Source organism: Segatella copri (assembly GCF_019249795.2).
GTDB lineage: Bacteria > Bacteroidota > Bacteroidia > Bacteroidales > Bacteroidaceae > Prevotella > Prevotella copri_B.
In genome coordinates, this window is record NZ_CP156891.1 from 1,518,681 (window position 1) to 1,532,062 (window position 13,382).

The window sequence follows — 13,382 nt, forward strand, 5'->3', positions numbered from 1 at the left end:
TAAAACTGAAACTGTCCCCATCTGAGATAACAGATGAGGACAGTTTTTTATATAAGAAAAGAAGATCAGCAACCGAAGTAAACCATCAGTCCGCCCAATACGATATAAAGTAGGGCGTATGGGATGGCCGAGCGGAGAATCTCTCCATCCTTTCCCTCCATATCGCAGGCTGCAGTAGCAATGGCGATGCTCTGCGGACTGATCATCTTGCCACCCGTGGCTCCCGTGGTGTTGGCAGCAACCAGCCAGTTTTCCTGACCACCCTCCATACCAAAGAATGTGCTCTGCCCCGTCATACCCAACTGATTGGCAACATGAGCCTGGAGCTTGGCAAAGAGGATATTCGAAGAGGTATCAGACCCCGTAACGAAGGTTCCGATGGCACCAATCATCGGCGCAACCAGAGGATAGAAATCTCCCGTTACTGCCACCAGTCCTGAGGCGATGGCAGTAATCATTCCCGAATAGTTCATCACACTTGCCAGGGCTATCAGCGAACAGATGGTCACCACCGTCTTACGAAGATTCACCGTGGTACGGGCAAGAATCACCATCAATCTCTTGAGGCTCAATCCCTGAATCAATCCACCAATCGTAGCACCCAGGAAGAGCATCAGTCCTGCATTGGAAATCCAGCCAAACTTAAAGGTGCTGTCGAGCACAGGCAGATGAACCGCACTCACCAGATGACTTTTGAGGAAAGCATTGACCGGAGGACAGAGTGCTCCGGAAACCAGGATAAATATCAATATAAAAAGGTAAACGCTCCATGCCTTCAGGCTTTCGGCAAGCGTAAAGGTTTCCTTATCCTGCACCTTGCTCTTTCTGGCAAATACCTTGGCGTATGCGATGATGGCGATAATGGCTGCCAGCGAACCGATGATGGCTGGAGTCTCGGAACCGAGATAATAGCCGCAGACAAACTGCACTATCACGGAAATCACTCCCACCCAGAGGGCGATGATGAGATTCTTGATAAGATTATGCTTATCGGTAAGCGTCAAGATAATAAAAGGCAGGAGGATAAAGAGAGGTGACAGCTGGATAATGGCGAATGCCGAAGTCTCGCAAATCTGTGCCGCCGAAGCCGATCCGCTTTCAGCCACCTCATTGCAGAGCGTAGTAACCGGTACACCCACAGCACCAAATCCCGTAGCCACGGTATTACCAATCAGGGATACCAGAGCCGAGAACATCGGTTTGAATCCGAGTCCGATGAGGATGGCAGCAGGTATCGCCACCGCCGTTCCGAAGCCCGCCATACCTTCGAGCAGTCCGCCGAATCCCCATACGAGGAGCAGCACGAGCAGTCCCTTATCATCGGTAATCGATGTAAACTGCCTCTTGATCACCTCTATCTGCTTGCTTTCCACGAGGATATTATAGCTGTAGATAGCCATCAGGATGATGATGAGAATCGGGAATACCGCCTTCAGGATGCCTTCCACCACCGCCCATCCCGTCAGGGCGATCACGCTATCCTCCGCATGTTCCGGGGCAATCATGCCCAGCTGCGAAGCAGCGAAGAGAGCAAGCAGCACGGTAATTACGAGCGTCAGCAAGGCGCTTTTATGACCTGCCATCTTGAAGCCGAGCATCAGGATGAACAGCAACACGATGGGAATAATAGAAACAATTGATGCCATAAGCCATTCAGTGTTATAATGTTTTCGATTGCTAAATTTTATGTTTATGACTGCAAAAATAACATTTTTCTTTGAAAAAAGAAAGCATTATTTGAAAAAATTTCTTCTTAGATGTCCGATTTTTCAATTTCATACGTCTATAGAGTGTAAAGGTTATGAGAACAGAAGAATTCAACCATATTATCCTACCGATGCGCAGCGACCTGAAAGCGTATGCGCTAAGGTTGACTGAGAGTGACGACAATGCCGAAGACCTCGTGCAGGAAGTCATGCTCAGGCTGTGGGACATGCGCCATGACATCAAGGCAGAAGATAACCTCAAGGCTCTAGCCATCACTATCATGCGCAACAAGTTTTATGACCAGTGCCGACATGAGGAGCGGAACTTCACCACCGACAAGGTAATGGAAGTACCCATAGAAGACCGGCGGGCAGAGCAACGGGACGAGGTAAACCTCATCAGACAGATAGTGGCACAGCTTCCGCCCTTGCAGCAGCAGATATTCCGCATGAAGGAGATAGAAGGCTATACTGCCGATGAAATCATGCAGATAACGGGATGCACTGCCGATAATCTCCGAAAGAATCTCTCCAGAGCCCGACTCAAAATCAGAGAGACCTATATGAATATCGTGAAACAAAACAGAACAAAATAAAGAAGGAGGAAAGAATATGAACGATAAAATAAAAAGAATCGATGAATTCAAGGATATCGATGAATTCAAGACGATACAGGACTTGCTCGACAAGTATATGGATGGTGCCACATCCAATGAGGAAGAGGCAACGCTCAGAAAATATTTCGAAGAGCATGGCAATGATATTCCTGAAGAATGGGAATCCTATCGCGCCCTCTTCAGCTATATAGGATTCGAACAGATGAATCTTTCTCTAATTCTAAAAGAAGAAGAGAAGGAGGAGGATTTCGAAAAAAAAGATATCGAGAAGGAAGAACTCCCAAAGAAGGAAGCTTCTCGTAGCAGATGGCTCAAATATTTCGGCACTTCTGTGGCAGCCGCCGCTATCATCGCATTCCTGATTGTGGGCATCCAGAAGATAGCCCAGCCTCAGCCTGAATGTTATGCGGTTATCGATGGAAAGGTTTATACCGACCAGGAGTTCGTTCATAACGAAGCCCTGGATGCCCTGGAAGATGTTTCGGCAGATTCCGAAGATCCATTCAGTGCCCTGGATATGATGAAACAATAAATTCATCTTTTAGATGAAACAATCATTCAAACTATAAAGTATAATATATATAATAAGGTATAGAATATGAAACGATGCAACTTGATAAAACGTTTCTTCATCGGACTGCTTCTTATCGTGGTAGCCTCGATTTCGGCTAATGCCCAGGAGGGGCTGTACGTAAAAAGCATATTCCAACGCTTCGGACACGCCAAGGGATGCAAGATGGTTACGATGCAGAATGCGCAACTCAAAGGTTACAGGCTCAAGATATACAAGAGCCTGGTATATAAGAACCATGCCACGGAAATAGCCCACTATCTGAAGTCCGACCGCAAGGCTGCGAAAAAAATCAGAGAGGTGGTGGAGAATGGCAAGATGGTGAGCGGCTATTACATGATGACACCCTTGAGCAATGGCGACAACCGCTTCATCCTCTTCAGTAACCCGAGTAAAAGCAAGGGAACCGTGATTTATATAGAAGGCGACCTGTCGCCCGAAGATATCATGCAACTCTGCTATTCCAGAAGATAGAAGCAACATCTTCCTACAGGAATCTTCTCAATAAGAATAAGAAACAACATAAAATATTGTATTATGAATATCAAAAACGTAATGATGATGGCTGCCATGATGCCAGCCGTCGCCCTTGCTGAAACCAACAGCAACAGTGCACCAGCCTCTGTAGAGGCTAACGACACCACAATCAGAGTGAACGACCAGAACATCGTCATCAAGCAGGATGGTGAACAGACTTCTGTGAAGATATATAAGATGAACGGCAACGAGATGACCAAGATTTCCGAAACCCAATTCGTAGATGGTCAGGAAGTAGAAAAGGTATTTGTCACCTCGCCTTTCATCCCTCAGACCCTGAGCAAGCGCAAGCGCAGTCTGGAGAGTCATTATCCAACCTTCTTCTTCGGCTGCAGCCAGTTGCCAGGCAGCAGGGGAAGCATGGGAGGCAACAACGAGATGCACAGTCGCGACTCCAAGTCGTGGGAATGGGGCATCACCCTCACCAGTCTCTGCTTCCGCCTTTCCAACGAAATGGCACTCACCTCCTCTCTCTCCATCGGACAGGTACACCACCATTTCAAGGACAATTATGTATTAAGCACCGAAAACGGGGTATCGACAATGACTCCGATAGATGGCGAGACGCTGAAGAAAAGCTATATCAGCTACAATGTGCTCCGCCTGCCTATCATGCTGGAGTGGCAGAAGCGCATAGGATGCCATGATGCATTCCTGGCGTTAGGTCCATCGGTAGAATACCGCTGGCACGAGCATTCCCGCTACTTCATAGGCAAGCACAAGCATACCGAAACGGGCGATATCAACCTCAACCCTATCGGCCTGAACCTGGAAGCCCGTGCCGGCTACTCAGGAGTGATGCTCTACGCCCGTGCCGGAGTAACCCCGCTGCTCAACAAGACCAAGGCTCCCGAGTGCTACCCGATGACCATCGGCTTAGGATTTAGACTGTAATTTCTCTCAAAAAATCGAAAAAAACACCCGAATACCACAAACGTGGTAGCAGGAATACTACTCATATGCTATTTCAGAATCCAAAAAATCGCCGTACCTTTGCAGCGTCAATCAGAACAAACAGTCTGATGCCAATCATGACTGGATAACTGGGCGACAGATTTATATAAATGAATAAGATTGAATATTAACGTAAAATTAAAGAAAGGACATAGATTATGAGTACAGAAAAGAAACTTCGCTTTGAGACACTTCAGTTGCATGTAGGTCAGGAAAATCCAGATCCAGCTACCGACGCTCGTGCGGTGCCTATCTACCAGACCACAAGTTATGTATTCCGCAACTCTCTGCACGCTGCCGATAGATTCGGACTCCGTGACGCAGGTAACATCTATGGTCGCTTGACCAACTCTACTCAGGGTGTATTCGAAGACCGTGTAGCTGCCCTCGAGGGTGGTGTAGCAGGTTTGGCTGTCGCTTCTGGTGCTGCAGCAGTTACCTACGCTCTGCAGAACATCCTTCAGAACGGCGACCACATCGTAGCTGCCGACAATATCTACGGTGGTACTTATAATCTCATCACTCATACATTATCCACACAGGGTGTCAGCTACACCATCGTGGATCCTCGCAACTTCGAGCAAGTAGAGACTGCCATTCAGGACAATACCAAGGCACTCTATGCAGAGACCTTCGGAAATCCGAACTCTGATGTAACCGATATCGATAAGTTGGCAGAGATTGCTCATCGCCACAACATCCCATTGATTATCGACAACACCTTCGGCACCCCATACCTCATCCGTCCTATCGAGCACGGAGCAGATATCGTGGTTCACTCAGCAACCAAGTTCATCGGCGGTCATGGTTCATCTCTCGGTGGTGTCATCGTAGATGGCGGTAAGTTCGACTGGAAGGCAAATGCCGACAAGTTCCCTACTCTCGCTAAGCCAGACCCATCTTATCATGGTGCCGTATTCGCAGATGTAGCCGGAGCAGCAGCCTTCGTAACCCGAATCCGTGCGGTCATCCTTCGTGATACCGGTGCAACCATCTCTCCATTCAATGCCTGGATTCTTCTTCAGGGCTTGGAGACATTGAGCCTCCGTGTAGAGCGTCACGTTCAGAATGCATTGAAGGTGGTAGAGTATCTGGAGAACAATCCTAAGGTGGCTAAGGTTAATCACCCAGCCGTTCCTTCTCATCCAGATCATGAACTTTACAAGAAGCTCTTCCCTAACGGCGGTGGTTCTATCTTCACCTTCGATATCAAGGGCGGCGAGAAAGAGGCATGGGAGTTCATCGACCACCTGCGCATCTTCTCTTTGCTGGCTAACGTAGCCGACGTGAAGTCACTGGTTATCCACCCAGCAACAACCACCCACTCTCAGTTGAGCCCAGAGGAGTTGGAGGAGCAGCACATCTATCCTTCTACCGTTCGATTGAGCATCGGTATCGAGAACATCGACGACCTGATTGAGGCACTCGATGAAGCATTTACTTACGTAAAGTAAAAATATTAATGATTTAAATTAGAGTACAGTTATGGCAAAGATATATAAGCAGATTACTGATTTAATCGGTAAGACCCCATTGGTAGAATTGGGTAAGTATTCAGCATCCAAGGGTTTGGAGACTCCTGTGATTGCCAAGGTAGAATTCTTCAATCCTGGCGGAAGCGTAAAGGATCGTATCGCACTTGCGATGATCGAAGACGCCGAGCAGAAGGGTATTCTGAAACCAGGTGCCACCATCATTGAACCAACCAGCGGTAATACGGGTGTAGGTTTGGCTCTGGTATCAGCCGTAAAGGGCTATCACCTCATCCTCACCATGCCAGAAACCATGAGTGTGGAGCGCAGAAACCTGGTGAAGGCTTACGGCGCAGAAGTGAGATTGACCAGCGGTAAGGACGGAATGCCTGGTGCCATCAAGGCTGCCGAGGAGCTCCGCGATTCCATCCCAGGCTCTGTGATTCTGGGACAGTTTACCAACCCAGCCAATCCTACCAAGCACTATGCCACAACTGGACCAGAAATCTGGGCAGATACCGATGGCGAGATTGATATCTTCGTAGCCGGTGTAGGAACAGGCGGAACCATTTCAGGTATCGCCAAGTACCTGAAAGAGCAGAATCCTAACGTGAAGGTGATTGCCGTAGAGCCTGTCACATCGCCTGTATTGAACGGCGGACAGAGCGGTCCTCACAAGATTCAGGGCATCGGTGCCGGTTTCATTCCAGAGACTTACTCTTCAGAATATATCGATGAGGTATTGGATATTCAGAACGATGATGCTATCAAGGCAGGTCGTGACCTGGCTCAGACCGAGGGTCTGCTGGTAGGAATCTCATCAGGTGCCGCCGCCTTTGCAGCCACCGAGATTGCGAAGCGTCCTGAGAATAAGGGCAAGAAGATTGTAGCCCTCTTGCCAGATACCGGCGAGCGTTATTTGAGCACTGTACTCTACGCTTTCGAGGAGTATCCATTGTAATTCACAATCGGATATTTTCTGATGGAAGCAAAATCTATCATAATTTCCCCAACCAGCTTTCCCATAGCAGGTTGGGGATTTTCATTTTTCGGAACTTCATATATATTTGCAAATGCGATACCACCCCAATTCCTTCTACAACTTGCGAGAATCGAGTATAAATTCTAGCATTTATCATTTAAAAGATTCTAAAAATCAATAAATATCATTACGAGTTCCCATAGTGGGAACTCTCATTTATTTTATTTTTCCTATCTTTGCAAAAGATTACCACTTTGGAGGCGCCACGACAAAAACAGTAATTTGTGGATCTCTACTTCCGAAAGCTAACGGAGGCGGAGACAGGGGGGATTTGTGTCTGAAGCCAAAGAGCGATACCAAACATCTTCTGCTCTGTTCACGGTGACACGATGACACTAGTTTTTCAACTTTTCGCCTCGCACGCGGGCAGGCAGGAACTTTCGGCTTGATTTTTCCTGCCTGCCCGCGCGAGAGTAAATCTTCAGAAATCACTGTCATAAGTGTCACCCTGTCATCCAGAAGCAGGTTACTTCCGAATCAAAAGTCAAAGACTTACGGTGCAAAAGTCAGGCACTTACGACACAAAAGTCAGGGACTTACGCCCCGTAATCCCCTGGCTTACGAACCGCAATCCAATCATAAAGCCCTTAAAAATCAAACAAGCCAGGTATTTAGAAGTGATACCAAGCAAGGCATGTAAAAGGGCTTACAAACACCAGAGCAAAGAGAATCTATGAAAAAGTATGAGCAACTGTGAGCAAGTATGAGCAACTGTGAGTTGCCTCCTCACCGATTTCGTATCTTTGCATTGTGATTCAGAGATACTCAGCGGTTCCAATCAGCAAGCTATAGTAAGGCGTCCCCATAGCAAGCTATCCCCAGGCGGTCCCATCCCGCACAGCCATGGCAAAGACCGCTTTGATATGATTTGATAGCCAACCTGCCAGGTATCAAACTGAGATACAAGAAGGAAGCATTAGAGTTTCTGGAAGAAAATCTAAAATTTGATATGGACAGATTCTACCAGCTCAATCACAAGATATTCGAAGATTATGCAAATATAGGAAAAAAGGCAACATCCATACGCACAATATTAAAACTCTTACAACATATCAAACAGGTAAAAGCAGATGTGATGCCGTTTATAAAGAATCCAAAAGATATGACTATCTGGTCCAACAAATACTTTCTGCAATTGGCAAAAATGATAAACATTGAATAGCTAAGGTATCTTCCTCCCCTATCACATGTGGGCAGTATCAGTTTTAAAAACGAACATTAAGGGGGGGGTAGGATTCCTTATTTTATGAGAGAAAAAAGAGTTCATTTGCAACAACCGTTTCCCTTATATAATAAGGTGTAAGCTCGGGAAGAATGAACTTAAACCAAATTGAACCAATCGTCAAAGTTTAAAGAATACTAAAACTTTCGTTTCCGCTTGAAATTCTCCACAAAAATGACTATATTTGCAATGCCGTTGAGATAAACACGACAAACATTAAAAAATCATAATCTAAAAAGTAAATGAGTAAGAATATCACAGAACAATCAGTCTTTGGAGCTTATTCTCAGAAAGAGAATCAAGTAACATCGGCACTCCTCAAAATCTTAGAAACAGATTGTGGGGGAGGCAGTTTGTTAGATGAAATTCTTCAGCGAATTGATGAAGGAAATGGACTGCCAGAAAAAACATTAAAGATTGAAACCCAAAGTCATATTGACGACACAGACATCCATAGTATACCAGATGGTTTAATCTCTTGCAACTATGCTTTCAACATTTATATTGAAAGCAAACTGTTTGATGTCATCAATCTAACCCAACTAGAAAATCACAAGAAGTTGATTGTCGAAGACAGAGATGAACGCAATAAACTCATCTATATCACTACACACGACTAACGACCAGAATTCTTCCCCAAGAGATAATTTGGACGAATTGGACCACCCTGATGAATATCCTCAATGATTATCAGCAAGATGTTCCAAATCCGGTCCTCAGCTATCTCATAGAACAGTTTGAGCTTCTTATTACCTCATTAGGTTTATATGATGATCACGAAAACCGCGTCATCATAGTAGGCGGAAGATGGGGTGAGCCTATTGCTTTGGAATATAATTTCTATGCATGTCAAGGCGGCAGAAGCTTCAAGAATGCCAAATACTTAGCATTCTATTACGCACAAAAAATCCAATATCTCTTTGAAATTGAAAAAAAGCTAGAAAATGTAGATATCAGAGAGTTAAAAGAATATGTTCCAGAAGAGTACTTTGCTAAAAAGGAACCTCTATACAAACCGGAGAAACGAACATTCTTCAAGCTCAAGAAAATAGAAGAATTCTCACCTGCCATTCAAAATGATTCTTTCGGAAAGACAGGAAGACGTATAGCCTTCACACAAGGCCAGACCTACACCACTCTTGAAAGAATCCGAAAGGCAAAAGTGACCTCAGAACTTAGATTTTAAATACACTATATTATGGCAACAACTGTAAAAGAAGGTAATTTTATTTACCGCATTAATCCAGACAAGCCTACCGAGCTTCAAAGAGCCACGATGGGTAGCAATAGTTGGAGTTTCTGCTGTGGATGCAATGGCGCCGAGATTTTCGACATCATCACCAAGGGGAGCGACATCATCATGAGTACCTCCATGGGTACTTATGTTCGCTCGCATAGCGGAACCGTAACCAAGAAATAACGATATAACAGCATAAAAGACATGATGGCTATACTGGGAATCATAGGCATATTGGTTATTGCTTTTGTCATCCTTGGCTTAATTGGCTGGGGTGTGCAAGCCTTGGGATTTATCGCCTCTTTCCTAGGTGAAGGCATCACAGGGTGCATCGGATGCTTCTGTAAATTCTTTTGGATCATCCTTGTTGCATTCGTCTTAATATGTTTAATCTTTTAAACTGAGGTTATATGAAAATAAATATTTTTAAAACTACCACCATCATAGATAGAGAAAACGCTTCTAAGTATATTCATAGGGACGAAGCAAAACTTCCCTCAAGTATCATAGACATTCAAGAAAGAGCATTCTTTGGATGCTTCGATTTGAAAAATGTCAATCTTTCAGAATGTAACAGACTGTCAGTAATTGGCAACAATGCATTTGGAGTTTGCACTTCACTGAAAGAATTAAAATTCCCAAAAGGGATTACAAAAATAGAGGGAAATGCTTTCAAGTCTTGTATAAATTTAGAGAAAATAGCATCGGACAACTCTGGAATGAAATTTGGGAGAAATATCATGTTTCGCTCAACTGGGCTTTCAGCCATTATTTCAACTATCTCTCCATCTTCACGGTGGAAGACATCATGAAAATCAAGCCCGAAAACTTCGAGATGAGTATTGAAATATCACTTTAACAAACAAAGGAAAGGGAATAATATGGCAGCAAAAATGTCTTTATGCACTATCAGTTATAACTACGAGCATTACGCAGGTATCGATGTGGAAAAACTGTCCAACATTATCAATGAGTATGTCAAAAAGGAGTTTGCAGATTTCAATCCGCAGGTCTCTGAGCCTGGCTCTGACATGGAAATGCCAGACCATGTGGATATGCTGCTCTGCAAGAAGGATGGCAGCATCTTCTATGAAAGCGACATTCTGCGCCGTGCCGTCAACATTCCGCATGATTGTCAAATGGGTGGATTAGTATTGGAAATCTTTATCCAGAACTGCGATGGCACGAGATACAAAAAAAGACATGCATATCCCAAGCCTTGGTGTAACCATAAAGCTAACGGCAAGTCGGACATGAGAAAACTGAAAATTCATAAAACTATCAGCAAAAGGAATCTTAACAATCAAGAAGGCAAAGACTCTGAAGGCATCAGAATACCTGAACTTAGACCCAAGATTGACCTTCACTTCTTAAGATAACCATCCCATGACATACGAAGAATTCAAGCAATTGGCTGAACATCCACAGCATCGGGATGTTCCTGCCATCTTCAAGCTCGAAGTATTAGAAACAGAAGAGCTGGAGGAGAAAAAGCGTTCACATTATCCGAAATATAAGGTGAACACCTATTGTCCGCAAGCCTTCACCACAACTTTGGAGGAGGCAGAGAGACTGATGCACCAGGATGTCCTTTACCGCAAGAAGATGAAGGAGGAAGACGACTATCCGCTGGATACCTTCTGCTATTATATCTCGGAGATTCCAATGGGACTGTTGCACTACGACCGCGAATGTCTTTCGGAAAGGATGTATGATGGGGAAGGAAAACTGATCGACCAGTCTTACTGCTGTTCGCGTTTCAGCATTTACTATCCCGGAGTCTGCGATTTGCCTGCATACAACCGTCATCCTGACGAGACCTTCCGAGGCAGAAACGCAGAACAGATTAGATTCCAGAAAGGTGACATCGTGGAAGTATATCGTGGCGATGAGGTGAAACTTGCCATCGTTGTCGGAACTCCGCTTACCACCGAATGGATCTGGGAGAGAAACCAGGCTGCCAAGGATAAAAGGGGATTGGATGAACTGCCATACGATGAAACGGATGACAGCTATACCGTGATAGATGGTCCCGGCTACGAATACCACGACCACGTTCCGTCGCTGTATGTCTTCGCCCCTCACTATCATGTGCCGCTCTATCTTCAGAGACGATTCAAGGGGTATTTGGAAAAGGCTGAGAAAAAGCAGAAAGAAGAGGAGGAGAAAGACAGGATCTTCCGCCAGGCTCACGATTGCAGCTTCAGCAACAAGGAACAGATAGAGAAGTCAGAAAAGTGCGGCTGTTTCTTCTGCGGCGAAATCTTCTCGCCATCCGAAATCACGGATTACCTTCCTGATGAGCCGCCTACAGCCGAATGTCCCTTCTGCCATACCGACTCCGTAATAGGTGATGCCTCCGGCTTCCCTATCACCAAGAATTTCTTAAAGAAAATGAAGAAGAGATGGTTCTAGGCGATTTTTCAACGTTTTTCACCGACCTGCCCCCTATCTCATGGGGGCAGTATCAGTTTTGAAAACGGACATTAAAATACCATTTATCCAAAGAGATCATTCATCCTTACCTCACTATTCACCAATCCACTATGCATATTCTGCTTCACCCCATAAGTCGTGATGAAAGTATGCAGCAATGCCTTCTTCGTCTTGGTCGCCACAGAGAAGGAAGACATCCTGTCACGCAGCCGCTGCTCATAGCTGGCATCTATCACAAACTCATCCTTGGCATATTTCATCTCACAGATATTGATAGCTCCATCAGCACGGTCTATCAGCATATCAATCTGACCTCCTCGCCATTCTGCACCAGTAGAATCTACAAAAGGACGGCAGGACCAGGAATAAACATTCGCCAAAACACCAGAAATACCCAATGCCTTCTTGATCTGTGGGATATGATGTAGGCATACCTGTTCGAAAGCATAACCGCTCCAGGCTGTTCTATTTCCCGAATTGCGCATGTTACTCCAGAAGTTCTTATCCTGCCCACTGTTATTTGCCACAAAACGGGTATAGAACAATGAGTATAAGTCAGTTAACTGATATAGGGCATCCCTTTCACTCTTTCCTATGGTAGCATATTTCCTGATAAAATCGCATTTCTTCAGATTCTCCAGGATTTCTGATAACTGTCCACCGCCTTTCAGTTTCAACTCATCCATCAATTCCTTACGGGTCATCCCCTTCATTTTTTCAGAAAGCACCTCTACTATCTTGCGATAATGCTTGGAGTCATTAAAGAGGGAACGGAAGAGGAAATCGAATTCTCCACGTAATGGCGAATCCTGCGAGAAAAACAGTCTGTCGATGCACACATCTAACGGCACACCACGCTCCAGCATATCAAGATAATAAGGAATACCACCCAATATCATATACACATCCAATACCTGCTGGCGGGTAAGAGCAAGGCCTTTCAATTCGTTTAAGAACAGCTCTGTCTCGCCCAGAGAGAATGGAGCCAGATAGATCTGCCGGGTAACGCGACCATACAATCCGCCCTTATCGCCTATAAACTTAGCCAACATCCACGTGGTGGAAGAACCACAGACGATAAGTTTCAGTTGAGGGACCATAGAAGCCCATGAATTCCAGAAATAACTGAAAGCTGCGATAAAATTGCTTTTGGGCGTATCCATCCAAGGCAACTCATCAAAGAACAGAACAATCGGTTCCTGCAGAGATAAGCCCGACAGATATTCACGCAAAGCAGCAAAAGCCTCAAACCAGGTTTTCAGCTTGGGCACGGTCTGCTTAGCATACTGCGCCAACGCCATCCGAAACTGCTCCAGCTGTACCGCACGGCTCACTTCATACATACCAATAAAGGAAAAGGCAAACTGGTCGTTGAATATTTTTCGAACCAGAAAAGTCTTTCCTACGCGCCTACGACCATAGATAGCTATCAGTTCTGCCTTGTTGCTTTTACAACGTTCCAGAATGAGTTTCTGCTCATATTCACGTCCTATTATTCCGTTTGCATCCATAACTTTCTGATTTTATTTCATTTATACTAAATTTTATCGGTGCAAAGATAAACAAAAAAAATGAAATCTGCAAGGAT

At 45.0% G+C, this 13,382-nt stretch carries 14 protein-coding genes and 1 pseudogene; 13 read left to right on the forward strand and 2 right to left on the reverse strand.

Features of this window, described 5'->3' with window-relative positions; translation table 11 throughout:
- Positions 1-65: 65 nt before the first annotated feature.
- Positions 66-1,688 (reverse strand): L-lactate permease, encoded by a 1,623-nt coding sequence (locus tag KUA48_RS06730; protein ID WP_334649275.1) that lies wholly within the window; start codon positions 1,686-1,688, stop codon positions 66-68.
- A 113-nt stretch (positions 1,689-1,801) separates the two neighbouring features.
- On the opposite strand from KUA48_RS06730, the gene KUA48_RS06735 reads away from it, so the two are divergent.
- The 13 genes and pseudogenes from KUA48_RS06735 (at position 1,802) to KUA48_RS06795 (ending at position 11,773) form a co-directional block, all read left to right on the forward strand.
- The gene (locus KUA48_RS06735) at positions 1,802-2,302 is read left to right on the forward strand and encodes an RNA polymerase sigma factor (protein ID WP_218432045.1); all 501 of its coding nucleotides are present in this window, start codon (positions 1,802-1,804) and stop codon (positions 2,300-2,302) included.
- 16 nt (positions 2,303-2,318) lie between these two features.
- On the forward strand, positions 2,319-2,855 hold the full coding sequence (locus KUA48_RS06740; RefSeq protein WP_218432046.1) for a hypothetical protein: 537 nt from the start codon (positions 2,319-2,321) through the stop codon (positions 2,853-2,855).
- A 66-nt stretch (positions 2,856-2,921) separates the two neighbouring features.
- Positions 2,922-3,368, forward strand: coding sequence for a DUF6108 family protein (locus KUA48_RS06745; RefSeq protein ID WP_218432047.1), 447 nt, complete (start codon positions 2,922-2,924; stop codon positions 3,366-3,368).
- Between the two features lie 63 nt (positions 3,369-3,431).
- The gene (locus KUA48_RS06750; protein ID WP_218432049.1) at positions 3,432-4,325 is read left to right on the forward strand and encodes a hypothetical protein; all 894 of its coding nucleotides are present in this window, start codon (positions 3,432-3,434) and stop codon (positions 4,323-4,325) included.
- Positions 4,326-4,543: 218 nt separating this feature from the next.
- Positions 4,544-5,839: an O-acetylhomoserine aminocarboxypropyltransferase/cysteine synthase family protein gene (locus tag KUA48_RS06755; protein ID WP_153103229.1), complete on the forward strand. Its 1,296-nt coding sequence runs from the start codon at positions 4,544-4,546 to the stop codon at positions 5,837-5,839.
- A gap of 31 nt (positions 5,840-5,870) precedes the next feature.
- Positions 5,871-6,818: a cysteine synthase A gene (cysK, locus tag KUA48_RS06760; RefSeq protein ID WP_153103230.1), complete on the forward strand. Its 948-nt coding sequence runs from the start codon at positions 5,871-5,873 to the stop codon at positions 6,816-6,818.
- 1,132 nt (positions 6,819-7,950) lie between these two features.
- Positions 7,951-8,061: pseudogene (locus tag KUA48_RS06765) on the forward strand (nucleotidyl transferase AbiEii/AbiGii toxin family protein); the annotation flags it as partial.
- 302 nt (positions 8,062-8,363) lie between these two features.
- Complete coding sequence (locus tag KUA48_RS06770; RefSeq protein WP_218432051.1) at positions 8,364-8,741, forward strand: hypothetical protein; 378 nt, start codon at positions 8,364-8,366, stop codon at positions 8,739-8,741.
- Between the two features lie 50 nt (positions 8,742-8,791).
- Entirely contained in the window at positions 8,792-9,307 is a 516-nt protein-coding gene (locus KUA48_RS06775) for a hypothetical protein (protein WP_218432052.1), read from the forward strand.
- Between the two features lie 12 nt (positions 9,308-9,319).
- Positions 9,320-9,541, forward strand: a complete 222-nt coding sequence (locus KUA48_RS06780; RefSeq protein WP_218432054.1) for a hypothetical protein — start codon at positions 9,320-9,322, stop codon at positions 9,539-9,541.
- 227 nt (positions 9,542-9,768) lie between these two features.
- Entirely contained in the window at positions 9,769-10,170 is a 402-nt protein-coding gene (locus KUA48_RS06785; protein ID WP_218432056.1) for a leucine-rich repeat protein, read from the forward strand.
- Positions 10,171-10,239: 69 nt separating this feature from the next.
- Positions 10,240-10,737: a hypothetical protein gene (locus KUA48_RS06790; RefSeq protein ID WP_218432058.1), complete on the forward strand. Its 498-nt coding sequence runs from the start codon at positions 10,240-10,242 to the stop codon at positions 10,735-10,737.
- Between the two features lie 7 nt (positions 10,738-10,744).
- Positions 10,745-11,773, forward strand: a complete 1,029-nt coding sequence (locus KUA48_RS06795) for a hypothetical protein (RefSeq protein WP_256624405.1) — start codon at positions 10,745-10,747, stop codon at positions 11,771-11,773.
- An 83-nt stretch (positions 11,774-11,856) separates the two neighbouring features.
- Here the strand turns inward: KUA48_RS06795 and KUA48_RS06800 are convergent, their stop codons facing one another.
- Positions 11,857-13,305 (reverse strand): ATP-binding protein, encoded by a 1,449-nt coding sequence (locus KUA48_RS06800; protein WP_218432059.1) that lies wholly within the window; start codon positions 13,303-13,305, stop codon positions 11,857-11,859.
- Positions 13,306-13,382: the final 77 nt, after the last annotated feature.

What these genes read in the sequence shown, in the direction of transcription:
- KUA48_RS06735 (WP_218432045.1), top strand. Translation starts at nt 1,802, where the DNA reads ATGAGAACAGAAGAATTCAACCATATTATCCTACCGATGCGCAGCGAC.
- KUA48_RS06740 (WP_218432046.1), top strand. Translation starts at nt 2,319, where the DNA reads ATGAACGATAAAATAAAAAGAATCGATGAATTCAAGGATATCGATGAA.
- KUA48_RS06745 (WP_218432047.1), top strand. Translation starts at nt 2,922, where the DNA reads ATGAAACGATGCAACTTGATAAAACGTTTCTTCATCGGACTGCTTCTT.
- KUA48_RS06750 (WP_218432049.1), top strand. Translation starts at nt 3,432, where the DNA reads ATGAATATCAAAAACGTAATGATGATGGCTGCCATGATGCCAGCCGTC.
- KUA48_RS06755 (WP_153103229.1), top strand. Translation starts at nt 4,544, where the DNA reads ATGAGTACAGAAAAGAAACTTCGCTTTGAGACACTTCAGTTGCATGTA.
- cysK (WP_153103230.1), top strand. Translation starts at nt 5,871, where the DNA reads ATGGCAAAGATATATAAGCAGATTACTGATTTAATCGGTAAGACCCCA.
- KUA48_RS06770 (WP_218432051.1), top strand. Translation starts at nt 8,364, where the DNA reads ATGAGTAAGAATATCACAGAACAATCAGTCTTTGGAGCTTATTCTCAG.
- KUA48_RS06775 (WP_218432052.1), top strand. Translation starts at nt 8,792, where the DNA reads ATGAATATCCTCAATGATTATCAGCAAGATGTTCCAAATCCGGTCCTC.
- KUA48_RS06780 (WP_218432054.1), top strand. Translation starts at nt 9,320, where the DNA reads ATGGCAACAACTGTAAAAGAAGGTAATTTTATTTACCGCATTAATCCA.
- KUA48_RS06785 (WP_218432056.1), top strand. Translation starts at nt 9,769, where the DNA reads ATGAAAATAAATATTTTTAAAACTACCACCATCATAGATAGAGAAAAC.
- KUA48_RS06790 (WP_218432058.1), top strand. Translation starts at nt 10,240, where the DNA reads ATGGCAGCAAAAATGTCTTTATGCACTATCAGTTATAACTACGAGCAT.
- KUA48_RS06795 (WP_256624405.1), top strand. Translation starts at nt 10,745, where the DNA reads ATGACATACGAAGAATTCAAGCAATTGGCTGAACATCCACAGCATCGG.
- KUA48_RS06800 (WP_218432059.1), bottom strand. Translation starts at nt 13,305, where the DNA reads ATGGATGCAAACGGAATAATAGGACGTGAATATGAGCAGAAACTCATT.